The sequence below is a fragment of the Butyricicoccus porcorum genome (assembly GCF_051246315.1).
GTDB lineage: Bacteria > Bacillota > Clostridia > Oscillospirales > Butyricicoccaceae > Butyricicoccus_A > Butyricicoccus_A porcorum.
Genome location: NZ_CP178353.1, coordinates 1220429 through 1242768 on the forward strand (window position 1 = coordinate 1220429; position 22340 = coordinate 1242768).

Consider the following 22340-nt stretch of genomic DNA (forward strand, 5'->3'; position numbering starts at 1 on the left):
GAACCGGCTGCATGTCAGCCGGGTTCGCTGTTCTTTTTTTGCCCGAAGAGCGACCAGACGGCAATGTACAGGCCGCTGAGCGCGACGAACAGGTAAAAGCTCACACCGCGGCTGAGCAGCATCGCGTCGTGCAGCGCCGCTGCCGGAAATACGGAGCGGAACAGCAGCAGGAACGCGCCTTCACTCGCGCCGACCGCACCCGGAAGCGGCAGCGAGGAAACGGATATATGCAGCACTGCCTGGAGCGAGAGAACCATCCAGAATGAACATAGCGGCAGTCCGAGTGACAAATATACCAGATAGGGAATGCTGTAAAACGCCGCAATCTGTACGGCAGTCACTGTGAGCACGCCCAGCAGGGCGGAGCGATTTTGCCGGAGATATGCCGCGCTGCGCTGGTACAGTGCGAGCTGGCTTGTCAGCTGCTGCTCGATGGCAGCGGCTTTTTTGATGTGCAGCGCGTGCAGGATGCCGCAAGCCGCGCGGATCAGCGAATGAGACAGCCGTCGGGAAAAAATTGCCGTCAGCGTGATGAGCAGCAGCACGACGTTGGCAGCGGCACCGAGTGCGAACAGCCAGCGAAAGCGACCCACTTCTTCCGACAAAAGCGCGTATTGCAGGACAAATCCGGCGGCCGCGAAGGTGACGGTTATCGTCTGGAAGGAGGAAAACTGCGTGAGCAGTGCGAGCGTGCCATGTGAGACCGGAATGCGGTCGCGGTGCATCGCATACAGCTGCATGGGCTGTCCGCCGCTCGCAGATGGCGTGACCGAACTGAAAAAAAAGCCGGTCAGCGCATAGCGGATTGCCTGCGGCACCGTGCAGCGGCAGCCGAACAGCTGCAAACAGCCGCGCAGATTTACCGCCTCGCACAGCAGGAACACGCACATGCAGCCTGCGGCGAGCGCAAGCCAGCGCATCCGGACACCGCGCAGGACAGCGAGCAGTTCAGAGAGGTTCTGCCCGCGCAGCAGGATGAAAAAGGTCAGGGCAATCAGCCCGATGAACAGAGCGATGTGCGCCAGCAGGCGCTTGGGAGAGCGTTTAGTGTTCATAGTGATCCACCGTATCGAAGCGGAAGCCCGCATCCAGCCAGTCGGGCAGGACGTCGTGCAGCGCGGCAATGGTGCGTGCAGGCGCATCATTTTTGCCGCGTCCGTCGTGCAGGCAGAGGATGCTGCCGCCACAGGTGCGGCGGCGCAGCTTTTGTGCGATTTCCTTCGCTGTTGTATCGCCGCGCCAGTCCTGTGCCATGACATCCCACAGCACCGGCTTCATACCATAGCTGTACAGCTCTGCGAGGCAGGCGAGATTCCAGTGTCCCCACGGCGCGCGGTAATAAAAGGCCGGTGCGCCGAGCTGCTGCATGATGCAGGCAGCATGTACAAAGTCGCGGCATGCCGAGATGGGCGGCTGGAGCATCCCGTTTTTGTGTTGAAGGGAATGCAGCCCGATCAGATGTCCTTCGCGTTTCATGCGGGCGATCAGGCCGGGGTTACGCTGTGCGGACTGTGCGACAACGAAAAAGCTCGCGTGGATGCCATATTCCGAGAGCAGGTCGAGCAGCTGCGGTGTATAAACCGGGTCAGGACCGTCGTCGAAGGTCAGATACAGTGTGTCGTCCGGCTCCGGGCGGCGCAATCGGTGCAGCAGCTTGCCGCCATAGGTCGGAACAATGCTGTAACACAGTGCTGCCGTACCCAGTGCGCCGAGAACATATTTTTTCATGATACCGTTGCCTCCTGTTACTATAAATTTGCCCCTTGATATATGGCAGCCAGCCATAGGCATGGGACATCTCGTTGCCTATAGCAATCCAACGAATTACTGCACATAGCCACATGAACGAAACCAACCAAAGCAATCGGATTGGCGAATAGTAGAAAATGCCCGCTTAATTGCCTCAGGAAGTTGTGCTGCAATACGTATCTTCTGCTTTCTGAGATTGGCCTTGAGTTTTGACCACATCTTCTCAATTGGATTCAGATCGGGACTGTATGGCGGCAGATACAGATACCGGACGCCGGCCCTATCCAATAGCTCTTTTACAATCTTTGCATGATGAGAACGCATATTATCCATTACAATGATATCTGTTTCAGACAGCGTTGGCAGAAGAGTAGAGCTCAGATATTCCGCAAAACGTTCTGCTGTCGTTCCACCTTGATAGATTGTATATGCAGTCTCTCCGGTAATGCGGACAGAAGACAAAATAGTAGTATTGGCCGGCGTATTGACAGGAGTGCTGTCAATTGCTCGTCTTTCTTTCCGGGCACGGGCATAATGCCTTGTCATATTTGTGTTGACTCCGCTTTCATCAAGAAATACCAGGCTGTTTGCGGCGTTCTCCGGTATAAGCTGCTCCCAATTTTTCCGTTTTTGCTGTACATCGGGGACGCTCCTGTTCCGAAGCATGCAGAGACTTCTTTTTATAGACATATCCAAGCTTCAAAATTGTTTTACGTACCGTTTCATCACTTACATGGAGTTGGAGTGTATCAATAATCTCATTAATTGTAATATCCGGCTGTTGCTGGATCAAACAGTCAATATTCTGAATATCTTTCCGGCTCAGAGAAGGTTTGCGTCCACGCAGGGAAGTCCTCGTTTCAACAGAACCGGTCTCTCTCATCCGCTTTACCAAACGGTAGACTGTGCTTGTATTTACACCAAAACATTCTGCTACTTCTTTTGCATTATGCGTTCTATTCCATGCTTCAATCAACAATTTTCTGGCTTCGTTGTGCAACATAATAATCACCTCTTGATTTAATCATAATACCTTTGTCAAGAGAGTGCACTATTTATTTGGATTGCTATAAGCTGTTAGAATGAAGAGGTAATGGTCTGACCTTTGCCTCCAAGGGCTTTCACGTCCGTGAGAAAGTCAGTCAGCCATCCTCTCATTCGCAGCGTTCGATTTGTGCAGGTAGAGCCTGAGCGTTCGCGTCATCAAACAGATGGAATCGGCAATGGGAAAAGGATGGCATTTGTCCATTGCAAATTCTAAACGGGAGTGATTCTTATGAACGCAGCAGGTATTGATGTTTCCAGCAGAAAAAGTACGGTGGCCGTGCTCCGTCCGTTTGGCGAGGTTGTAAAGGTTCCGTTTGAGGTGGGCCACAGCGCCGAAGCACTGCTTGATCTTGCCCGGCAGCTCAAGACGCTTGATGGCGAGACGCGGGTCGTCATGGAGCACACCGGCCGCTACTACGAGCCGGTGGCCAATGTGCTGCACGAAGCAGGCCTGTACGTCAGCGCGGTCAATCCGCTGCTCATCCGGGAGTACGGCGGCAATTCTCTGCGCAGGGTCAAGACCGATAAGGCAGACGCTGTGAAGATTGCCCGCTATGCCCTTGACAACTGGGCGGATCTGCGGGATTATACTCCCATGGATACGATTCGTTATGACCTGAAAACGCTGAACCGCCAGTTTCAGCTGGCCAGTAAGCAGAAAACCGCAACCGCCAACAACCTGATCGCCCTACAGGAACAGTCCTTCCCCGGCATCCGCAAATGCTTTGACAGCCCGGTCCGCAGGGACGGTACGCAGAAGTGGGTGGATTTCACCTACGCCTTTTGGCACGTGGACTGCGTCCGCAGACACAGCCTGAACGCCTTTTCCGAGCGTTACCGGAAATGGTGCAAACGGCACGGCTACATTTTCAAGCAAAGCAACGCTGAAGAAGTTTACACCCTCGCCAAGTCTGCCGTGGTGCTGGTGTCGTCGTCCGAAACCACGAAGCTGCTGGTGCAGGAGGCTGCGAACCAACTGACCAGTATCTCTCGTTCTGTGGAGACCTACCGCGCCGAGATGAACCGTCTGGCTTCCCTGCTGCCGGAATACCCAGTCGTCATGGAACTATACGGCGTAGGCGAGTCTCTGGGGCCCCAGCTGATGGCAGAGATTGGCGATGTGCGCCGCTTTGAGCAGAAGAAGTCTCTGATCGCGTTTGCCAGTGTTGACCCTATGCCGAACCAGTCCGGCGACAAGAATGTGCGCAGCAACCGTTCCTCGAAACGCGGCTCGCCGTATCTTCGCAAGACGCTGTTCAACATCATGGGAATCTATCTCAGATGCTCGCCAGCCGAGGAGCCTGTGTACCAGTTCCTTGACCGCAAGCGAGCCGAGGGCAAGCCCTTCTATGTCTACATGACAGCCGGTGCGAACAAGTTCCTGCGGCGGTACTACGCAAAGGTGAGAGATTACCTCGCCACCTTGGACGATCTACCGCCGGTAGATATGGATTCCACCGGTCTAAACCAGACCAACTGACAGCCAAACACCCCGACATTGCAGGCCAGCGGTTTCACGGTGGCCTTTTTGTCGTGCCCTTTTGCAGTTACCTGCCGCCTGCAAAATTTTCTTTCGTCAAGTCCAATTTGGGCTTGACTTTTTATTTGCAGGCTCTCCATAATATGCGGCAGGACAGATTTCTTCCAGATTGTCCCGCAGCTGTGACATGTTTCGCTTCATCGCGGACAGCCGTACCTCATCGTGCAGCAGGGAAAGAATGTCGTGCGCGATGTCATCCGGCTGTATCCACAGCACGCGTCCAAGCTCCTCTCGTTCGATGTACTGCGCGTTGCGGATTTCCTGCATGAGGAATGGCTGGATGATATACAGCGGCGTGCCGCAGTGGATTGCTTCAAACGTCGTGATGCCGCCGGATTTTGTGAGTAACAGGTCGGCGCGGCGCATATAATCCGCGACGCGGTCGGTGTAGCCCACGACCGTGATGCCGGGATACTGGTCGCGCAGGCGCGTGTAAAGCACCTTGTTTTTGCCGGTGATGACAGTCAGATGGACACCTTCCACTTTGCTGAGCGCGGACAGAAATGCGTCAGACGATGGGAGCAGCCCCAGACCGCCACCCATCACCAGCAGCTCCGCTTGCCTGCCGGAAGTGCGCACAGCCTCAGATGGATGGAGGAAATCGCGCCGGACGGGAATGCCGCAAATATGGATGCAAGCGGTGGGCACACCTTTTTCCATCAGTTCCGCCTTTGTTTCCGCTGCGCCGACAAAATACGCGTCGGTGTGCGGGACAATCCATTCGTCCTGTGCGCCGATGTCGGTGATATAGGTGTAAAGCGGGATGTCCGCGCCGCGCAACTGCTTGTAGGCGGAGATGCACTGCGAGCAGATCGGGAGCGTGGAAACCACGATATCCGCATGATATTCCAGCAACAGACGGTCGATTTTTTGCGCGATGACTGCTTTCATCGGCAGGATGCCGCAGCGCCCGGCTGCGCGGTTCAGGAAATTATACATGGCGGAGCAATGGTTGACCATGTGCGCAAACGTGCGGTAAATCGCTCCACCGAGATGCGGGAACAGGTAGTCCACGAGATCGACAATCTGCACCTCCGCCTGTGGGTTGACCGTCAGAAGCTCCTGACGAACGGCTTCCGCTGCGCAGCAGTGCCCCATGCCAAAGCGGCCGGTTAAAATTAAAATGTGTTTCATCATTTTGTCAGACAGCCGCGGCTGCCTGACTCCCTCCCTTCGCTGTTTTGTATCAGGATACCGCACAATTCTTGCGGCAGCCCGCGCAAATATCTTACGAAATTCTGTCGAAGCGGTTGCGGCTTGGTTGCGAATCACCCTCTGCCCGATCTGATTGCAACGATACCAGACAGAGGTTAAGCGCACGGGAAAGGCCGCAGTAAAGAATTTGGAAAGATTGACTGAATTACTGTACTAAGATATTGATACAATAATACAACAATACACGAAGAAATGCAAGGGGAGTAAGAAAATTTTAAGAATCAGACAAAAAAGTTCCCGGCGGCAAATGCCGCCGGGAACGGGTATTTGATTGAATGAAATGAACGGGATTATTCGCCGCCGTACATCTTCTGGAGAGCCAGCAGGTGCTGATAGCGTGCAGCAGCTTCCTTCTCGGACTCTGCGAACAGCTCCTTGGCGCGCTCCGGGAAGGAACGGGTCAGAGCGGAGTAACGAGCCTCGCCCATCAGGAAGTTCTGATAGCCTTCCTTCGGCTCCTTGGAGTCGAGGATGAACGGGTTCTTGCCCTGTGCCTTCAGCTGCGGATCGAAGCGGAACATGTTCCAGTAACCGCAGTCAACAGCCTTCTTCATCTCGGACTGGCAGTTGGTCATGCCGCCCTTGATGGAGTGCATTTCACACGGAGCGTAGCCGATAACCAGAGACGGTCCCGGATATGCCTCAGCCTCAGCGATTGCCTTCAGGGTCTGCTGCATGTTTGCGCCCATCGCAACCTGAGCAACGTAAACGTAGCCGTAGGACATTGCGATTTCTGCGAGGGACTTCTTGGCGATTGCCTTACCGGCAGCTGCGAACTGAGCGACAGCACCGATGTTGGTAGCCTTGGAAGCCTGGCCGCCGGTGTTGGAGTAAACTTCGGTATCGAATACCATGACGTTGATATCCTGGCCGGAAGCGAGGACGTGATCCAGACCGCCAAAGCCGATATCGTAAGCCCAACCGTCGCCGCCGAAGATCCAGATGGACTTCTTGGACAGGTATTCCTTGTTTTCCAGAACGTCAGCCATCAGCGGGCAGCCGCAGGAAGCAGCCTTCTCGATCTCAGCGATCAGAGCCTTTGCCGGAGCCTCGTTGTCAGCGCCGTTGTCCTTGGTAGCCAGGAATGCGTCGATGGCAGCCTTCAGCTCAGCGGAGCAGCGCTCGTCAGCAGCGATCTGCTCAACGTCGGAGATCAGGCGGTCACGGATTGCCTTCTGGCCGTAGTACATGCCGAGACCGTGCTGTGCGTTGTCCTCGAACAGGGAGTTCGCCCATGCCGGACCGTGGCCTTCCTTGTTGACGGTGTACGGAGAAGTAGCAGCCGGGCCGCCCCAGATGGAGGAACAACCGGTCGCATTGGAGATATACATTCTGTCGCCGCAAACCTGGGTAATCAGGCGGGCATACGAGGTCTCTGCACAGCCTGCGCAGGAACCGGAGAACTCAAGCAGCGGCTGCTTGAACTGGGAGCCCTTGACCGTCTTGGTGTCTGCCATGTCGGCCTTCGGAGCAACCTTGGATACCATGTAATCCCAAACCTCTGCCTGAGCAGCTTCCTCATGCTGCGGAACCATGGTGATAGCCTTGGTCGGGCAGACGCCGACGCAGACAGCACAGCCCATGCAGTCGAGCGGGGAAACAGCCATCGTAAAGGTGTAAACGTCCTTGCCCTTACCAGCCTTGATCGGAGCGGTCTTGGCAGCAGCCGGAGCAGCAGCAGCCTCTTCGGCGGTCAGAGCGAACGGACGGATGGTAGCATGCGGGCAGACATATGCGCACTGGTTACACTGTACGCACTTCTCTGCATCCCAGGACGGAACGGTTACGGCTACGCCGCGCTTCTCGTAAGCGGAAGCACCGTGCTGGTAAGTACCGTCAACATAGTCGTTGAATGCGGATACCGGCAGGGAGTCGCCGTCCATGCGGCCAATCGGATCGAGCAGCTCGGTAACCATCTTGACGGTTGCCGGACGGCCTTCCGGAGCAGCAGCCGGAGCATCGTCCGGAGCGTCAGCCCAGTCAGCCGGTACGTCGATCTTGACGTAAGCGGTAGCGCCCAGCTCGATTGCCTTGTGGTTCATATCTACGATATCCTGGCCCTTCTTCAGGTAGGAATGGGTAGCAGCGTCCTTCATCAGCTGGATTGCGGTCTCTTCCGGCATTACCTTGGCCAGAGAGAAGAATGCGGACTGAAGGATGGTGTTGGTGCGCTTGCCCATGCCGATCTGGATTGCCAGGTCGATTGCGTTGATGGTGTACAGCTGGATGTTGTTCTTGGCGATGTAGCGCTTCGCCTCAGCCGGCATGTACTCGTTGAGCTCTTCCGGCGTCCACTGGCAGTTAATCAGGAATACGCCGCCCGGCTTAACGTCGTTGACCATCTTGTAGCCCTTGACAACGTAGGACGGGTTGTGGCATGCGACGAAGTCAGCCTTGTTGATGTAGTAAGGCGACTTGATCGGCTTTGCACCGAAGCGCAGGTGAGATACGGTTACGCCGCCGGTCTTCTTGGAGTCGTACTGGAAGTAAGCCTGTACGTAGTTGTCGGTGTTGTCGCCGATGATCTTGATGGAGTTCTTGTTCGCACCAACGGTACCGTCGCCGCCGAGACCCCAGAACTTGCACTCGATGGTGCCTTCTGCTGCGGTGTTCGGGGACGGCTTCTCGTCGAGGGACAGGTAGGTAACGTCGTCGGAGATGCCGATGGTGAACTGCTTCTTCGGCTCATCCTTTGCCAGCTCTTCGTATACTGCGAATACGCTGGACGGAGGCGTGTCCTTGGAGCCCAGGCCGTAGCGGCCGCCGGTGATGGTAGCAGAGATGCCTGCGTTTGCCAGAGCGGTGACAACGTCCTGATAGAGCGGCTCGCCCAGGGAGCCCGGCTCCTTGGTGCGGTCGAGGACTGCGATCTTCTTGGCAGTTGCCGGAATCGCCTCAATCAGCTTGTCCGCGCGGAACGGACGGAACAGGCGAACCTTGACGAGGCCGACCTTCTCTCCCTGTGCGGTGAGGTAATCGATAACTTCTTCTGCGACGTCGCAGATGGAGCCCATTGCGATGATAATGCGCTCAGCATCCGGTGCGCCGTAGTAGTTGAACAGCTTGTAGTCGGTGCCCAGCTTCTCGTTGACCTTGTCCATGTACTTCTCGACAATTGCCGGAACAGCCTCGTAGTACTTGTTGCAGGCCTCACGATGCTGGAAGAAAACGTCGCCGTTTTCGTGGGAGCCGCGCATAACCGGGCGCTCCGGGTTCAGCGCGCGCTTGCGGAATGCAGCAACCGCGTCCATGTCGACCATATCAGCCAGGTCGTCGTAATCCCAGACAGCGATCTTCTGGATCTCGTGGGAGGTGCGGAAGCCGTCGAAGAAGTTGATGAACGGAACACGGCTCTCGATGGTTGCGCAGTGAGCAACAGCGGAGAGATCCATAACTTCCTGCGGGTTGGTTTCACACAGCATTGCAAAGCCGGTCTGACGACATGCCATGACGTCGGAGTGGTCGCCGAAGATGTTCAGCGCATGGGTTGCAACGGTACGTGCGGAAACATGGAAAACGCAGGGCAGCAGCTCGCCGGCGATCTTGTACATGTTCGGGATCATCAGCAGCAGGCCCTGGGATGCGGTGTAAGTGGTGGTCAGTGCACCGGCTGCCAGAGAGCCGTGTACAGTACCGGAGGCACCGGCCTCGGATTCCATCTCGACGACCTTAACTGTGGTGCCGAAGATGTTCTTTCTGCCGGCAGCAGCCCACTGGTCAACGTTGTCGGCCATCGGGCTGGACGGGGTGATCGGATAGATACCGGCTACTTCAGTAAACGCATAGGATACATGAGCAGCGGCGGTATTGCCGTCCATGGATTTCATTTTTCTTGCCATGATTCAATAGTTCCTCCTATATTTTTTTTTCTGCGAAACCGTAATGCGATCTTTGCTCGAAACCGCAGACGGTTGCTTTCGCTTCGGGACAATCAGGAGTGGGCTGACTGTGGCGAAACAGAAGGGGTCAGAGAGGGGGTTGCCGTTTGCAACGCCCTTCAACCTTGTCTATTTTAACAAAAAAAAATACGGCTGTAAACAGAAAACCGAAAGAATTTACGCAAATGACACAAAAAAACTTGGAAAAACTCAGAAAATATCATTCATTGTGCTGTGCTGGTAATATTATGATAAATTTGAACCAAATACAGGAAACCAGTGCAGGCAATGATTGCCATTCAGGTCGGAATGCGGTAAAATGGATGCAAATTGTACCGGAAAATTGGGAAAGAAAAGGAGCATCAGCGATGATTGCGACGGCATTTTCTGCGGGGATTTATGGCATAGAAGGATATCTGGTGACAGTAGAGTGCGGGGTTGCCAACGGTTTGCCGGCGTTTGATATCGTCGGACTGCCGGGTGCGGCGGTACGCGAAGCAAAGGAGCGTGTCACAACGGCGGCGCGCAGCATGGGGCTTGCGGTTCCGCCCTGCCGCAAAACAGTCAACCTTGCGCCCGCTGACCGAAAGAAAGAGGGAGCAGTATATGATCTGCCGGTGTTCCTTGGGCTGATGGCCGCACTCGGACAGATTGAGCCGCTGCCAGAGGACTGTGTGTTCATCGGGGAGATGAGCCTGAATGGGGCGCTGCGCCCGGTGCGCGGTGCGCTTTCGATGGCGATGGCGGTGCGTGATTCCGGCAAAACATGCCTGTTTGTGCCGGAGGAAAATGCGGAAGAAGCCTCGCTTGCGGGTGCTCTGACCATCTATGCGGCAAAGCATACACAGGAGATTCTGGACCACCTGTCGGGGAAAAACCGCATGCAGCCCTACGACGGAAAGCCGGAGAAACCGGAGGAACACGCCGGTATGCCCGATTTCTCCGATGTCATGGGGCAGGAAAATGTCAAGCGCGCGATGGAAATCGCGGCGGCAGGCGGGCATAACATGTTGTTGTGCGGCACGCCCGGTTCGGGCAAGAGTATGATGGCAAAGCGCATCGGCACCATCCTGCCGCCGATGACGCCGGAGGAGAAGCTGGATGTCGTGCGCATCTATTCTGTCATCGGGGAAGGTGCAAAGGCGGCGCGCAGCGATCTGCGCCCGATCCGGTCGCCGCATCATACGACGAGCGCCGCAGGCATTGCAGGCGGCGGCATGGGGCTCCCCATGCCCGGTGAGCTCAGCCTCGCGCACAATGGCGTACTGTTTCTCGATGAGCTGCCGGAGTTCCGCAAGGATGCGCTGGAGGTACTGCGCCAGCCGCTGGAGGACGGGACAGTTTCCATCGTCCGCACTGCGGGGCGCGTGACCTATCCGGCAAAATTTATGCTGATTTGCGCGATGAACCCGTGCAAGTGCGGATGGTATGGGCATCCATCCGGGCGGTGCCGCTGTACGCCGCATGAGGTGCGTGAATACCGCAAAAAAATATCCGGCCCGCTGCTCGACCGCATTGATATTCAAATGGATGTGCGTCCGGTTCCGCTCAAAGATCTGTCTGAGCGCAAGCCTGCGGAGTGTTCGGCAGACATCCGTGCACGCGTTGTCGCGGCGCGGGAGCGCCAGCTGGCGCGCTATCGGGGAACCGGGGTTACATGCAATGCGGACATGCGCCCGGCACAGCTGGCAGAGTTTTGCCGACTGGATGAAGCCGGACAGAAGCTGATGGATGCGGCATTTGAACGGCTCGGCATGACGGCGCGCAGCTATGACCGCGTGCTGCGCCTGGCGCGCACCATTGCCGACCTCGCCGGGGAAGAGCACATCTCTGCTGCGCACATCGCGGAGGCGATTCAGTATCGGTTCCGGTGAGTGATGCCCTGAAGACAGGAAAATTTGAATGAGAGGAAAGAGACAAAATGATGAAAAAAGTCAAAATAACTGTGCTAAAAACAACATTTGACAAGGAATTGGCGGAGGAATACGGTGCAGTCGGACTGACTGCCTGCCCAATGATGAGAGCGGGACAGATATTTTATGCGGATTATGCAAAACCGGAAGGATTTTGTGACGAAGCATGGAAAGCGATTTACCAATATGTATTTGCCCTGGCACATGGAGCAGGAAACGATGTTTTTTATTATGGGGATTGGATCAGAAAACCCGGCGTTGCGATATGCAGCTGTAATGATGGATTAAGACCGGTTATCTTTAAACTCGAAGCTACGGAGAATATTTCAGAAATTGATTATATACCGGTTCGATAAGCTGTCCCGCAGGTATCCAAGAATATTTTGCAAAAAGGCCTTGACTCTGACGCTGCGTGCCTTCATCACAGAGCACTACTACACCTGCACGCCGGAAATACTGCGGTCGCTCGGTGAGATGTATGCCGCAGGCGGGAGCATGACGGAGAACATCGACCATGCGGGCGGAAAGGGGACGGCTTCCTTTGCCCGTCAGGCGATTGCAGCATATTGCCGCAGCCTGTGAGCAGACAATACGTACAGTATTACGTGTGCTGGTTTCTACTTTGTGCAAAACTCTGTGGAAACTGTGGATAACAAAAGGCGCCGCACCTTTGGAACAAGGTGCGGCGCTGCCACGATATGACGTGGATTTATCTTCATCTATCATATAAAAACGGCGGGGAGTTTTTTTGTCCTGTGCCGCTGTTTTGGGTAGAAAAAAAACCACGCCTCTCTGCGTGGAAATCTCTGATGTTCTTACAAGTTGGTCTTACTTTTCGGAAACATGATGATCGTCACCGTAGATGAGGTCGTCAATATCGGGCTTGTCGGGCTGCGGCTGATAGTCGCGGATCTTCAGAATGCCTTCCATGGGTTCAGCGCTCCTTTCTTTGTTTATTTTGTACATTATACACCCGACGGATGCAAATGTAAAGGGCAATTTCGTGAAAAATATATAGGGATTTATGACAAAACGGGGCGAAAATTGGTGAAAGATTTGAATGGATACCCAGTTTTTCCGGGGCATAAAGAAACCCCGCACGGCCGATGTCGCCAGATTAGTAACCTGCACGAACTCTGCAGGTGGGTCCCCTATCCCGAATCGCTGTGCTTCCAACTTCCGCAGGGCGGGAGGCCTGCACTTGAAGGGGGAACAATACTTCGGGGTCCCGTAAACTAACTGTGGGTTAAAAAAAGGCGACTGTCGAACCGCGCAGGGCGCGTTGACAAAGATATCAGGAAGATCGGTCAGTCATCGTCGAATTCCGGCGCTTCGTACATGTCCTCCAGGCGATCCATAAAGAGGTTGTAGATACGCAGGTTTTCGTCGTCGTCATCGACGGTTGCGAGAAGCTCCTCGCCGTCCTCCTCGACGATCTTCAGGATAACGACTTCGGCCTCCTCCTCGAGACTCAGCTCGGCAGGGATGAAGGCCATATACATGGTGCCGCCGTCCTCCAGGGTGTCGATGTGCTCAAATTCTTTTTCGTTGCCTTCCTCATCGGTGAGGACGACAAAGTTGTTTTTGTACTCGTCGCTCATAGCGCAGCCTCCATTGGCGAACCGGCGGTTTGGTTATCTTGTATAAATATCATAGCGTATTTTGCCGCGCTTTTCAACAGGTAAGCGCAAAAAAATCACAGGAAAAATGATACTGCCGGTCTGGGATATTGGATAATCTTCCTGGCAGGATAGCACGCGGAACCCCGGTTTGTCAAGCAAAAAGCGGGCGAAACAGCGGAAAGACAAAAAATTGGTGCGAATCAAACTTTTCTGTTGACAGTGTGCCCGGAGTTTGCTATACTATACGGGCAAAAGAAAGAAGGGCTTCACCGTCCTCACCTCGCGCTCCGGCTGAGAGGTTCAGATGCTTTCTGCTGTTCGCATGTGCGGGGAGCAGCGTCGGACGGTGCCTTTCCGTCCGTTTTTTATTGTTTTTACCGTTTGGAGGTGCTTAACAATTAGCAGTATGGAACACCAGATCAACGAGGAGATCCGCGACAGGGAAGTCAGATTGATTGACGCGGACGGCAACCAGGTTGGCATCGTACCGATTGCCAAGGCACAGGAGGCCGCATCGTCCAAAAATCTCGACCTCGTTAAAATCGCTCCGCAGGCCGTTCCGCCGGTTTGCCGCGTCATGGACTACGGCAAGTTCCGCTTTGAACAGGCGAAGCGCGAAAAGGAAGCGAAGAAAAACCAGCATGTCGTGGAGATCAAGGAAATCCGCCTGAGCCCCGGCATCGACGTGAATGATTTCAACGTAAAGGCCAACCATGCCAAGCGTTTCCTCAAGGATGGCAATAAAGTCAAGGTTTCCGTCCGCTTCCGCGGCCGTGAAGTGACGCATTCTTCCATCGGTCTGGATCTGCTGCACCGGTTCGCCGAAAACTGCTCGGAAATCGGCAGTATGGAGAAAGCCCCCAAGCTGGAGGGCCGCCAGATGATTATGTTCCTGGCCCCCAAAAAGGACAATCCGAAGAAGGACGCCAAGAAGGGCGGCCGCAAGGGAAAATCCGGCAAGCCGCAGCAGGCTCCCAAAACGGAAGAGTCCGATTCATAAATCACAGATCCGTGCCCGCACCGGGCGCGGCAACACCAGAGAGGAGAACCCAATATGCCTAAGATCAAGACTCACAGCGGCGCATCCAAGCGCTTTAAGATGACAAAGAATGGCAAGATCAAGCGCGCTCACGTTGGCCGCCGCCATATCCTGAACAAGAAGTCCACCAAGCGTCTGAGACACCTCAGAAAGGAAGGCTTCGCTGATTCCACCAACGTAGCACAGGTTAAGCGCCTGCTGCCGTACGACTGATTTTCAGGATTACAAACACTTACGATTTGAATTTGGAGGCATTGTTTTAACATGGCAAGAGTTAAGGGCGCAATGATGACGCGCAAGAGAAGAAAGAAGATTCTGAAGCTTTCCAAGGGCTACTTCGGTGCGAAGTCCAAGCTGTTCCGCACGGCGAACGAAGCCGTTATGAAGTCCCTGCGTTATGCATACATCGGCCGCAAGCAGAAGAAGCGTGATTTCCGCAGACTGTGGATCACCCGCATCTCCGCTGCTGCTCAGGCAAACGGCATCAACTACAGCCGCTTCATGAACGGCCTGAAGAAGGCTGGCATCGACATCAACCGCAAGATGCTCGCTGACCTGGCTGTCAACGATCAGGCTGCTTTCGCAGGCCTCGTTGAGAAGGCAAAGGCTGCCCTGTAATTTCAGGATTACACGAAAAGCAATCCCCGTTCCGATCGGAACGGGGATTTTTTACTGCTTCTTCAGGACGTCCAGAATGCCGGACTGCTGCACCCACTTGCCGTGGATGGTCAGGTAGCCGGACACCTTCGGGTGGAAGCCGGACTTTTTTACCTTGTCCGCGATGTTCTGGTAAGACGACAGCGGCAGCTTGACCTGTTCGGTCTGGCTCGCCTGTAAAAAAATCATGTCGCCCTCAACCGCGTCGAACCGCAGGGAGGTGACTGAACGCTCCGGATGCTGGCGTCTGACCTGTGTCAGCACGACTATGCGGTACAGCTCGAACGCCATGTCGTCCAGTCCGGCATCCAAAATACGGATGCGTTCGACAAAGGACAACAGCGTGTGTTCCAGACGCATCTGGTAGCCGGGCAGCAGCGGCGTCACGGCGGGCTGGTTGCGGTCGGCCTGCAACGAAACCGCGAATTTTTTCTGCCGATCCTGATACAGGCAATTATAGGCGATCATCATGCGGTTGCCGCAGTGTGGGCATGTGTGATGAAACAGGTCTCCGGTCATGACATGTTTTCGGATAGCGGGATCATCGTTCGGACTGATGTTGGTCCACTTTGTCATGGTAAATGCCTGCCGGCAGGCAGGACAGGTAAAGGATATGGTATGACGGTTGGACATGGCAGTTCACTCCCCTCGCCAATGGGAACCATCGAGTAAGCTGTTAATATCTGTATTGTAACATACTTTTCGGGAAAAAACAGGTGAAATCGGAGGAAAAGTGCGGATTTTTCTCAAAAAATATGCTATAATGCAGTCATTGGTGTTACATTTGGGAGGCGAATCGTGAATACTTTGACATTGGTGCATAAATACCTCGAACAGTTTATCCGACCCGGAGATTTTATCATAGATGCCACGGCGGGCAACGGACGGGATACGGCATTCCTCTGTGGGCTGACCGGCAAAACAGGCAGGGTGCTGGCATTTGATATCCAGCCGCAGGCAGTCGAGAATACAACAAAGCGATTGGTTGAGAGCGGCTGGGATGAAGTCGGCAGCGCCGTGCTGGACAGCCATGCGAATATGGCGCAGTATGCCGAACCGGGCAGCGTGGACTGCATCGTTTTCAATCTCGGCTGGCTGCCGGGCGGCGACCACAGCATTTTCACCCATGCGGACAGCACGATTGTTGCGATTGAAGCGGGGCTGGAGCTGCTGCGCGACGGCGGGCTGATGTGTGTCAGCATTTATTACGGCGGTGCAAGCGGCTATGAGGAGCGCGATGCGCTGCTGGAATATGTGAAGACGATTGACCCGGAGCGGTACACCGTGCTGACGGTACAGTTTTCCAACCGAGCAGGTGATCCACCGATCCCGGTGTTTATTACAAAAGCGACATGAGGTGACTTGAGATGGATGAAGCGAATAATCTGACGATGGAGGAATACTGCCGGCTGTTTGAACATGTCACACTGGCGGAATATGACAATCTGTTTCTCAACGCGGATCTGCGGCACGACCTCGGGCTGAACAGCGACCAGACGCGGCGGCTTGCAGTCGAGTATCTGTGTGCGGCGCTGTATCTGCTGGACGATCTGATGCCGGACAGCCGCCTGCCGGAGTCTGTGCACAGCAGGGTTGCGCCGCAGGTGCGCGCACAGGTGTTCCGCAGTATCCTGCCGAAGACAGCGGCGGAGGGGACGGAAGCGCCATATATTCTGTATTCGCTCAAGCGTGCGGCGGCTTTTGGACAGTTTTATGCACGCGGGGATGAGACACTCCGCCAGCTGGTGGAAGACTGTCTGGATCAGGCGCAGCTGACCGACCCGGCATCGCGCATGCCGCAGGCGCTGTATCTGATGAATTTGCTGTCCGGTGTTCTCCAGCTGTACTGTGACCTCGCATCCGGCGTGCAGCTGGAAAGTGAGGAACCGGTGCGCTTGCGCATTGTCCTGCCGGAGGCAGGAAAAGAAAACTGAATGAATCGGTTTGAATTTGACACGGTGCATCCGATTTTGCGATGCTCCGTGTCTGTCTATTCTGCACAAAACAGATATTAGCAAAGGCTAACAAATGCGCGAATATTACGAAAATATTGATCCGGCGGGAACAACTTCAAAAAATGGTTGACAAAGCCGGAGAAAGAATGTATGATACGAGTTGGTTAGCGAACGCTAATTGCGAGATAATCTGACATAGTGTTAGGATACACTAACAAATAGAACGCATAAGGGAGGCGGAGTCATGATGCCATTGACACTCGCGTCTGTCGGCGAAGAGAATATCATCAAAAAGGTAGGCGGAAGGCCGGACGTCAAAAAGCACTTGGAAAATTTGGGCTTTGTCGCAGGCGGAAGCGTGACAGTCATCACGATGATGGGCGGCAACGTCATTGTGAATGTAAAGGAAGCGCGTGTCGCCATCAGCAAGGAAATGGCACAGAAAATCATGATCTGACGGCTTTGGGCAGAGAAAGGAGCATCGTATGAATACGTTGAAGCAGGCAAAGGTTGGTGACACCGTCACCGTGGTCAAGCTGCACGGCGAAGGCGCAGTCAAGCGCCGCATCATGGATATGGGCATCACAAAGGGCGTTGAGGTACATGTGCGCAAGGTCGCACCGCTCGGCGATCCGATTGAAGTGACGGTTCGCGGCTATGAGCTGTCCCTTCGCAGGGCGGATGCCGAGATGATTGAGGTAAAATAACAGATCGTTTTCAGACGATCTTTATTTTTTGACGGATGATTAGCTTTCGCTAATCTCTTGCAGAAAGGAATGAACCTATGGAATTGAGAATCGCCTTAGCCGGCAACCCGAACTGTGGCAAAACCACGCTGTTCAATGCGCTGACCGGTTCCAACCAGTACGTCGGCAACTGGCCGGGCGTTACGGTTGAGAAAAAAGAGGGCAAATTAAAGAAACATGCGGATATTACCATCACCGACCTTCCGGGTATTTATTCGCTGTCTCCGTACACGTTGGAAGAAGTCGTTGCGAGAAATTACCTGATCGGTGAGCGTCCGGATGCCATTTTGAATATTGTCGACGGCACGAATCTGGAGCGAAATCTCTACCTCACTACGCAGTTGACCGAGCTGGGCATTCCGGTCGTTGTTGCGGTCAACATGATGGATGTCGTGCAGAAAAACGGTGATAAGATCAACATTGCGGAGCTGTCCCGTGAGCTGGGCTGCAAGGTAGTTGAGATCTCCGCACTGAAGGGCACCGGTATTCTGGAGGCAGCAGAGGCTGCCATTGATGTGGCGAAAAACGGAAAGACAGTTCCGATGCATACTTTCTCCGGTGCGGTCGAGCACGCGATTGCCCATATCGAAGAGGCTGCCGTGCATGAGATGCCGGAGGAGCAGCAGCGCTGGTATGCGATCAAGATTTTTGAGCGCGACGATAAGGTACTGGAACAGATGAATATTGCAGCCGATGTCCTCGCGCATATCGAGGCGGACATCAAAGCTGCGGAAGATGAGTGTGACGACGATGCGGAGAGCATCATCACCAACGAGAGATACATTTACATTGCATCGCTTATGAAGGGATGCTACAAAAAGGCAAGAACCGGTCAGCTGTCCACCTCGGACAAGATTGACCGCATTGTGACCAACCGCATTCTGGCGCTGCCGATTTTTGCGGTTATCATGTGGGCGGTTTACACCATTTCCATCGGCACCATCGGTGACTGGACAGTTGGATTTATGAACGATACGTTGTTCGGCGAATGGATTGTGCCGGGTGTGACATCCGGTCTGAAAGCCATTGGCTGTGCGGACTGGCTGACCAGCCTGGTAGCGGACGGCATTGTCGGCGGCGTCGGTGCGGTTCTGGGCTTTGTACCGCAGATGCTGATTCTGTTCCTGCTGCTGTCTATTCTGGAGGACTGCGGTTATATGTCCCGCGTCGCCTTCATCATGGACCGTATCTTCCGCAAGTTTGGCCTGTCCGGCAAGAGCTTTATCCCGATGCTGGTTGCATCCGGCTGCGGCGTGCCGGGTGTCATGGCATCCCGTACCATTGAGCAGGATCGTGACCGTAAGATGACTATTATGACCACCTGCTTTATCCCGTGCGGCGCGAAGATGCCGATTGTCGGTCTGATTTCCGGTGCGGTATTTGGCGGCAGTGCATGGGTTGCGACTGCGGCATATTTCATCGGTGTCGCTGCGGTCATCGTCTCCGGTATCATTCTGAAAAAGACAAAGGCGTTCGCGGGCGACCCGGCTCCGTTTGTCATGGAGCTTCCGGCTTATCATGCGCCGGTGGCCTCCAATGTTCTGCGTGCGACCTGGGAGCGCGGCTGGAGCTTTATCAAGCGTGCCGGCACGGTCATTGTTGCAGCGAGCATTATCATCTGGGTACTCAACAGCCTGACCTTTGAAGGCGGGTTTCACTATATCGGCGACGGCGATGAAATGTCTATTCTGAATGTCATCGGTGAGGGTCTTGCCGTTCTGTTTGTCCCGCTGGGCTTCGGCGAATGGCAGGCAGCAGTTGCCACCATCCTTGGACTGGTTGCAAAGGAAGAGGTTGTCGGCGTATTCGGCTCCCTGTCCTCCATGGCGAATGCAGATCTGGCGATGGAACTGGTCGAAGAGGGCAATTCTGCGGCACTGACGGTCATCGGACAGGAGTTCTTTGGCGGCAGCGGTCTGGCAGCCTTCTCGTTCATGATCTTTAATCTTCTGTGTGCACCGTGCTTTGCGGCAATGGGTGCAATCAAGCGTGAGATGAACAACGCAAAGTGGACCTGTGCGGCAATCGGTTATATGTGTGCGTTTGCTTATGCGGTTTCGCTGGTTGTCTATCAGCTGGGCACACTGTTCACCGGCGGCGGTTTCTCCATCTGGACGGCGGCGGCAATCGTTGTCCTGATCGGCATGCTGTACCTGCTGTTCCGCAGAAATAAGTACAACGACAATGTGCTGGCAGTTCATGCGTCTGCGGCACAGAATTAAAGAAGGGTTTTTTCTATGAATCTTGCAACATTTCTTGTTGCCGCGCTGGTCGCGGCGGTATTCCTTGCCATTGTTATTTCGGGAATACGAAAGAGAAAAAACGGCGGGAGCTCCTGCTCCTGCGGCGGTTCCTGCGGGGGCTGCGGAATGGCAGATGCCTGCCATTCCAATACCAATCACGTGCATAAGTAAAATTTGAATACTGTAATGATTTCAAAAAAGAATCGGTGCGGAACAATCTCCGCACCGATTCTTTTTTATGGAGCTGTCAGAGGCTGAAGCATCCGTTGAGCAACATCACAGTATATGCTCTGGACGTATCACACAAAAAGCACAAAAAATCCTTGCTAAATTTGGGTAAAAATGATACAATAATCAACGGGATGTGTGATAACTGGGCGCGACGGAACCGCGTGCCGGATGGCTGAGCTGTTCGGCGGTGCGCGGAGGCGTGTGCGCGCGCGTGAGCGTGTCCTCGTCACGGCGGCACGCTTCCAGACGGTAAATGCGGAAGCCTTCGCTTGAGAATTTTTCCTCATATTCCGTCATGATGTTATCGAAATCACTGTTGTGCAGGTCGAGACAGATGTTCTGAATCAGCCAGCCGTAGCCGCACATTTCCTCCAGCGTGAATTCAAACAGGTGCTGGTTGTCTGTTTTAAAATGAACCTGACCGTATTTGGACAGCACGCAGTCGTACAGCGCGAGAAAATTGGAATGTGTCAGGCGGCGTTTGCGCTGGCGGTTCGGCGGCCACGGGTCGGAGAAATTCAGATAGATGCGGTCGATTTCGCCGTCTGCGAAAATTTCCGTCAGACCGGCTGCGTCGAAGTCGAGAAAACGCAGGTTGGGCAGTTCGAGCGCCATAGCCTTTTCGGTTGCCATGACCAGTGCGCCCTGTTCGCGTTCGATGGCGAGATAATTCACCTCAGGATTGCGGCGGGCGGTCTCGACGATAAAGCGGCCTTTGCCGCAGCCGATTTCCAGATGCAATGGGTTATCGTTGCCGAAGATGGCGCGCCAGCTGCCTTTGTGGGCCTCCGGGTCGGAGATCAGGACGGCGGCGCAGTTCGCCAGACGGGTGTCCAGATTTTTCTTTTTGCGCATGCGCATGGGGATACTCTCCTCTTTTTGTTCAGAAATTTTTGATTTTATGTTGAAAAATAACGGTGTATCTGTCATGATTATAGCGGAAACGCCGTGTAAATGCAATTCGTTTGCAAATAAATAATTAGAATTGGGTGTTACAATGTTTCAGCGTTCCAGCGGCGTAGTGCTGCATATTTCTTCTTTACCGTCTCCATATGGCATCGGCACAATGGGTGAAGATGCGTATCGATTCGTCGATTTTCTGCACGACGCAGGACAGACCTATTGGCAGGTTCTGCCGCTCGGTCAGACCGGCTTCGGCGACAGCCCGTATCAGTGCTTCTCGGCAGCGGCGGGCAATCCGTACTTCATCGACCTCGACACGCTGGCGGAGATGGGCCTGCTGAACGAGCAGGATCTGCGCGATGCGGACGCGGAGACCACGCCGGATGCAGTGGATTTTGCTGCGCTGGCAGAAACACGCTTTGTTGTTCTGCGCCGTGCGTTTGACCGCGCGACACCGGAGCTGCTCGGCAAGATGGCGGCATTCCGCTGGGACAACCGCGACTGGGTGGAAGATTATGCGATGTTTATGTCGCTCAAGAATCATTTCGACCACAAGGCACTGTGGGACTGGGATGACGAGGCGATCAAGCATCGGGAACCCGAAGCCATGCGGAAGTATTCCTTTGAACTCAAGCATGAGATTGATTTTTATGTGTTCATGCAGTATCTGTTCTTCGACCAGTGGATGAAGCTGCATGCCTATGCCAATGAAAAGGGCATTCAGATTATCGGTGATATTCCGATTTATGTTTCTCCGGACAGCTGTGACGTATGGGCGCACCCGGAGATGTTCAAGCTGTCTGACAGCCTGAAGCCAAATGGTGTTGCAGGTGTTCCGCCGGATTATTATTCCGCAACCGGCCAGCTCTGGGGCAATCCGACCTACAACTGGAAGGTGATCGAACAGGATGGCTTCAAATGGTGGATCTGGCGTGTACGCCGCAATCTGGCGCTGTTTGATGTCACCCGCATTGACCATTTCCGTGGGTTCCAGGCTTACTGGGAAGTGCCGGCGGGTGAGGAAACTGCAATCAACGGCAAATGGATCAAGGGCCCGCGCATGAAGCTGTTCAAGGCAATCCGCAATGCACTTGGCGATGTGCCGATTATTGCGGAGGATTTGGGCGACATTGACGACGATGTGCGCAAGTTCCTCAAAAAGTCCGGTTATCCGGGCATGCGTGTCATGATTTTCGGCATGCGTGCGAATGAAACCAATGACCATATTCCATTCAACTGGCCGAAAAACTGCGTAGGATATACATCTACGCATGACTCAGAGACAATTTGTGAGCAGATCAATGACAAGTGCACAGAAGCAGACCGAAAATTTGCATATGAATATCTGCGCACCTCTGACCGTGAGCCGCTCGGCTGGAGTGCAATCCGCACAGCATTTGCGTCGCAGGCGGACATTGCGATGACAACCATGCAGGATGTGCTGTCGCTCGGCGCGGATGCGCGCATGAATACACCGTCCACATTGGGCGGAAACTGGAGCTGGCGTGTGCGCCGTGAGGCCATCAACCCGGATGTATCCGGATTCCTGCGCCGTGCGGCATTCGGTGGAAAGCGGCTCAATCCCCGTACCTGAAAAGAAGG

23 protein-coding genes and 1 other RNA gene are annotated in these 22340 nt (G+C 54.4%); 14 read left to right on the forward strand and 10 right to left on the reverse strand.

Annotated elements, in window-relative coordinates; genetic code table 11:
- Positions 1-14: 14 nt before the first annotated feature.
- The 4 genes from ACLM7Z_RS05830 to ACLM7Z_RS05845 all read right to left on the reverse strand — a co-directional run bounded on the left by ACLM7Z_RS05830 (position 15) and on the right by ACLM7Z_RS05845 (position 2752).
- Entirely contained in the window at positions 15-1055 is a 1041-nt protein-coding gene (locus ACLM7Z_RS05830; protein WP_435645679.1) for a lysylphosphatidylglycerol synthase transmembrane domain-containing protein, read from the reverse strand.
- Positions 1045-1728: a polysaccharide deacetylase family protein gene (locus tag ACLM7Z_RS05835; RefSeq protein WP_087018861.1), complete on the reverse strand. Its 684-nt coding sequence runs from the start codon at positions 1726-1728 to the stop codon at positions 1045-1047. The genes ACLM7Z_RS05830 and ACLM7Z_RS05835 overlap by 11 nt, the downstream gene beginning before the upstream one ends.
- Positions 1729-1824: 96 nt before the next feature.
- Positions 1825-2415, reverse strand: a complete 591-nt coding sequence (locus tag ACLM7Z_RS05840; RefSeq protein WP_435645463.1) for an IS630 family transposase — start codon at positions 2413-2415, stop codon at positions 1825-1827.
- A complete protein-coding gene (locus tag ACLM7Z_RS05845) occupies positions 2318-2752 on the reverse strand; it encodes a helix-turn-helix domain-containing protein (protein WP_087018087.1) in 435 nt (144 codons plus the stop codon). Before ACLM7Z_RS05845 ends, ACLM7Z_RS05840 begins: the two co-directional genes overlap by 98 nt.
- Before the next feature lie 273 nt (positions 2753-3025).
- Between ACLM7Z_RS05845 and ACLM7Z_RS05850 the strand changes: the two genes are divergently transcribed.
- On the forward strand, positions 3026-4276 hold the full coding sequence (locus tag ACLM7Z_RS05850) for an IS110 family transposase (RefSeq protein ID WP_435645680.1): 1251 nt from the start codon (positions 3026-3028) through the stop codon (positions 4274-4276).
- Between the two features lie 96 nt (positions 4277-4372).
- On the opposite strand, the gene ACLM7Z_RS05855 is transcribed toward ACLM7Z_RS05850, so the two are convergent.
- Positions 4373-5473, reverse strand: a complete 1101-nt coding sequence (locus ACLM7Z_RS05855; RefSeq protein WP_087018859.1) for an MGDG synthase family glycosyltransferase — start codon at positions 5471-5473, stop codon at positions 4373-4375.
- 368 nt (positions 5474-5841) lie between these two features.
- Positions 5842-9390, reverse strand: coding sequence for a pyruvate:ferredoxin (flavodoxin) oxidoreductase (gene nifJ, locus ACLM7Z_RS05860; protein ID WP_087018857.1), 3549 nt, complete (start codon positions 9388-9390; stop codon positions 5842-5844).
- A 407-nt stretch (positions 9391-9797) separates the two neighbouring features.
- Here nifJ and ACLM7Z_RS05865 point away from each other — a divergent pair, with 407 nt between their 5' ends.
- From ACLM7Z_RS05865 to ACLM7Z_RS05875, 3 genes are read left to right on the forward strand one after another with little or no spacing between them, the layout of a single operon-like run.
- A complete protein-coding gene (locus tag ACLM7Z_RS05865; RefSeq protein ID WP_087018855.1) occupies positions 9798-11303 on the forward strand; it encodes a YifB family Mg chelatase-like AAA ATPase in 1506 nt (501 codons plus the stop codon).
- A 50-nt stretch (positions 11304-11353) separates the two neighbouring features.
- Complete coding sequence (locus tag ACLM7Z_RS05870; protein WP_435645760.1) at positions 11354-11698, forward strand: TIGR04076 family protein; 345 nt, start codon at positions 11354-11356, stop codon at positions 11696-11698.
- A gap of 40 nt (positions 11699-11738) precedes the next feature.
- The gene (locus ACLM7Z_RS05875; protein WP_407922954.1) at positions 11739-11924 is read left to right on the forward strand and encodes a TipAS antibiotic-recognition domain-containing protein; all 186 of its coding nucleotides are present in this window, start codon (positions 11739-11741) and stop codon (positions 11922-11924) included.
- 506 nt (positions 11925-12430) lie between these two features.
- Here ACLM7Z_RS05875 and ssrS read toward each other — a convergent pair.
- Positions 12431-12624, reverse strand: a non-coding RNA gene (gene ssrS, locus ACLM7Z_RS05880) — 6S RNA.
- A gap of 25 nt (positions 12625-12649) precedes the next feature.
- The gene (locus ACLM7Z_RS05885; protein WP_087018851.1) at positions 12650-12943 is read right to left on the reverse strand and encodes a DUF1292 domain-containing protein; all 294 of its coding nucleotides are present in this window, start codon (positions 12941-12943) and stop codon (positions 12650-12652) included.
- 427 nt (positions 12944-13370) lie between these two features.
- Here ACLM7Z_RS05885 and infC point away from each other — a divergent pair, with 427 nt between their 5' ends.
- The 3 genes from infC to rplT are packed head-to-tail and all read left to right on the forward strand — an operon-like array spanning position 13371 to position 14621.
- Positions 13371-13964 carry a translation initiation factor IF-3 gene (gene infC, locus ACLM7Z_RS05890; RefSeq protein ID WP_087018849.1) on the forward strand — a complete coding sequence of 198 codons (594 nt, stop codon included), beginning with the start codon at positions 13371-13373 and terminating at the stop codon, positions 13962-13964.
- Positions 13965-14018: 54 nt separating this feature from the next.
- Entirely contained in the window at positions 14019-14216 is a 198-nt protein-coding gene (rpmI, locus tag ACLM7Z_RS05895; RefSeq protein WP_087018848.1) for a 50S ribosomal protein L35, read from the forward strand.
- A 51-nt stretch (positions 14217-14267) separates the two neighbouring features.
- On the forward strand, positions 14268-14621 hold the full coding sequence (gene rplT, locus ACLM7Z_RS05900; RefSeq protein ID WP_087018846.1) for a 50S ribosomal protein L20: 354 nt from the start codon (positions 14268-14270) through the stop codon (positions 14619-14621).
- 51 nt (positions 14622-14672) lie between these two features.
- Here the strand turns inward: rplT and ACLM7Z_RS05905 are convergent, their stop codons facing one another.
- Entirely contained in the window at positions 14673-15293 is a 621-nt protein-coding gene (locus ACLM7Z_RS05905) for a CpXC domain-containing protein (RefSeq protein ID WP_087018844.1), read from the reverse strand.
- A 165-nt stretch (positions 15294-15458) separates the two neighbouring features.
- Between ACLM7Z_RS05905 and ACLM7Z_RS05910 the strand changes: the two genes are divergently transcribed.
- The 6 genes from ACLM7Z_RS05910 to ACLM7Z_RS05935 all read left to right on the forward strand — a co-directional run bounded on the left by ACLM7Z_RS05910 (position 15459) and on the right by ACLM7Z_RS05935 (position 19775).
- On the forward strand, positions 15459-16016 hold the full coding sequence (locus tag ACLM7Z_RS05910) for a class I SAM-dependent methyltransferase (RefSeq protein WP_242969814.1): 558 nt from the start codon (positions 15459-15461) through the stop codon (positions 16014-16016).
- 11 nt (positions 16017-16027) lie between these two features.
- Complete coding sequence (locus tag ACLM7Z_RS05915; RefSeq protein WP_087018840.1) at positions 16028-16594, forward strand: hypothetical protein; 567 nt, start codon at positions 16028-16030, stop codon at positions 16592-16594.
- Between the two features lie 265 nt (positions 16595-16859).
- Positions 16860-17072 (forward strand): FeoA family protein, encoded by a 213-nt coding sequence (locus ACLM7Z_RS05920; protein ID WP_087018838.1) that lies wholly within the window; start codon positions 16860-16862, stop codon positions 17070-17072.
- A gap of 28 nt (positions 17073-17100) precedes the next feature.
- Entirely contained in the window at positions 17101-17322 is a 222-nt protein-coding gene (locus ACLM7Z_RS05925; RefSeq protein WP_273349076.1) for a FeoA family protein, read from the forward strand.
- A gap of 77 nt (positions 17323-17399) precedes the next feature.
- Positions 17400-19583: a ferrous iron transport protein B gene (gene feoB / locus ACLM7Z_RS05930; protein WP_087018834.1), complete on the forward strand. Its 2184-nt coding sequence runs from the start codon at positions 17400-17402 to the stop codon at positions 19581-19583.
- Between the two features lie 15 nt (positions 19584-19598).
- The gene (locus ACLM7Z_RS05935) at positions 19599-19775 is read left to right on the forward strand and encodes a FeoB-associated Cys-rich membrane protein (RefSeq protein ID WP_087018832.1); all 177 of its coding nucleotides are present in this window, start codon (positions 19599-19601) and stop codon (positions 19773-19775) included.
- A 183-nt stretch (positions 19776-19958) separates the two neighbouring features.
- Here ACLM7Z_RS05935 and trmB read toward each other — a convergent pair whose 3' ends face one another.
- On the reverse strand, positions 19959-20696 hold the full coding sequence (gene trmB / locus ACLM7Z_RS05940; protein ID WP_087018830.1) for a tRNA (guanosine(46)-N7)-methyltransferase TrmB: 738 nt from the start codon (positions 20694-20696) through the stop codon (positions 19959-19961).
- 136 nt (positions 20697-20832) lie between these two features.
- On the opposite strand from trmB, the gene malQ reads away from it, so the two are divergent.
- Positions 20833-22332 (forward strand): 4-alpha-glucanotransferase, encoded by a 1500-nt coding sequence (malQ, locus tag ACLM7Z_RS05945; RefSeq protein WP_087018827.1) that lies wholly within the window; start codon positions 20833-20835, stop codon positions 22330-22332.
- Positions 22333-22340: the final 8 nt, after the last annotated feature.

Bases quoted from the DNA above. Each gene is read 5' to 3' on its own strand.
- ACLM7Z_RS05830 (WP_435645679.1), bottom strand. From the start codon at position 1,055: ATGAACACTAAACGCTCTCCCAAGCGCCTGCTGGCGCACATCGCTCTG.
- ACLM7Z_RS05835 (WP_087018861.1), bottom strand. From the start codon at position 1,728: ATGAAAAAATATGTTCTCGGCGCACTGGGTACGGCAGCACTGTGTTAC.
- ACLM7Z_RS05840 (WP_435645463.1), bottom strand. From the start codon at position 2,415: ATGCTTCGGAACAGGAGCGTCCCCGATGTACAGCAAAAACGGAAAAAT.
- ACLM7Z_RS05845 (WP_087018087.1), bottom strand. From the start codon at position 2,752: ATGTTGCACAACGAAGCCAGAAAATTGTTGATTGAAGCATGGAATAGA.
- ACLM7Z_RS05850 (WP_435645680.1), top strand. From the start codon at position 3,026: ATGAACGCAGCAGGTATTGATGTTTCCAGCAGAAAAAGTACGGTGGCC.
- ACLM7Z_RS05855 (WP_087018859.1), bottom strand. From the start codon at position 5,473: ATGATGAAACACATTTTAATTTTAACCGGCCGCTTTGGCATGGGGCAC.
- nifJ (WP_087018857.1), bottom strand. From the start codon at position 9,390: ATGGCAAGAAAAATGAAATCCATGGACGGCAATACCGCCGCTGCTCAT.
- ACLM7Z_RS05865 (WP_087018855.1), top strand. From the start codon at position 9,798: ATGATTGCGACGGCATTTTCTGCGGGGATTTATGGCATAGAAGGATAT.
- ACLM7Z_RS05870 (WP_435645760.1), top strand. From the start codon at position 11,354: ATGAAAAAAGTCAAAATAACTGTGCTAAAAACAACATTTGACAAGGAA.
- ACLM7Z_RS05885 (WP_087018851.1), bottom strand. From the start codon at position 12,943: ATGAGCGACGAGTACAAAAACAACTTTGTCGTCCTCACCGATGAGGAA.
- infC (WP_087018849.1), top strand. From the start codon at position 13,371: ATGGAACACCAGATCAACGAGGAGATCCGCGACAGGGAAGTCAGATTG.
- rpmI (WP_087018848.1), top strand. From the start codon at position 14,019: ATGCCTAAGATCAAGACTCACAGCGGCGCATCCAAGCGCTTTAAGATG.
- rplT (WP_087018846.1), top strand. From the start codon at position 14,268: ATGGCAAGAGTTAAGGGCGCAATGATGACGCGCAAGAGAAGAAAGAAG.
- ACLM7Z_RS05905 (WP_087018844.1), bottom strand. From the start codon at position 15,293: ATGTCCAACCGTCATACCATATCCTTTACCTGTCCTGCCTGCCGGCAG.
- ACLM7Z_RS05915 (WP_087018840.1), top strand. From the start codon at position 16,028: ATGGATGAAGCGAATAATCTGACGATGGAGGAATACTGCCGGCTGTTT.
- ACLM7Z_RS05920 (WP_087018838.1), top strand. From the start codon at position 16,860: ATGATGCCATTGACACTCGCGTCTGTCGGCGAAGAGAATATCATCAAA.
- ACLM7Z_RS05925 (WP_273349076.1), top strand. From the start codon at position 17,101: ATGAATACGTTGAAGCAGGCAAAGGTTGGTGACACCGTCACCGTGGTC.
- feoB (WP_087018834.1), top strand. From the start codon at position 17,400: ATGGAATTGAGAATCGCCTTAGCCGGCAACCCGAACTGTGGCAAAACC.
- ACLM7Z_RS05935 (WP_087018832.1), top strand. From the start codon at position 19,599: ATGAATCTTGCAACATTTCTTGTTGCCGCGCTGGTCGCGGCGGTATTC.
- trmB (WP_087018830.1), bottom strand. From the start codon at position 20,696: ATGCGCATGCGCAAAAAGAAAAATCTGGACACCCGTCTGGCGAACTGC.
- malQ (WP_087018827.1), top strand. From the start codon at position 20,833: ATGTTTCAGCGTTCCAGCGGCGTAGTGCTGCATATTTCTTCTTTACCG.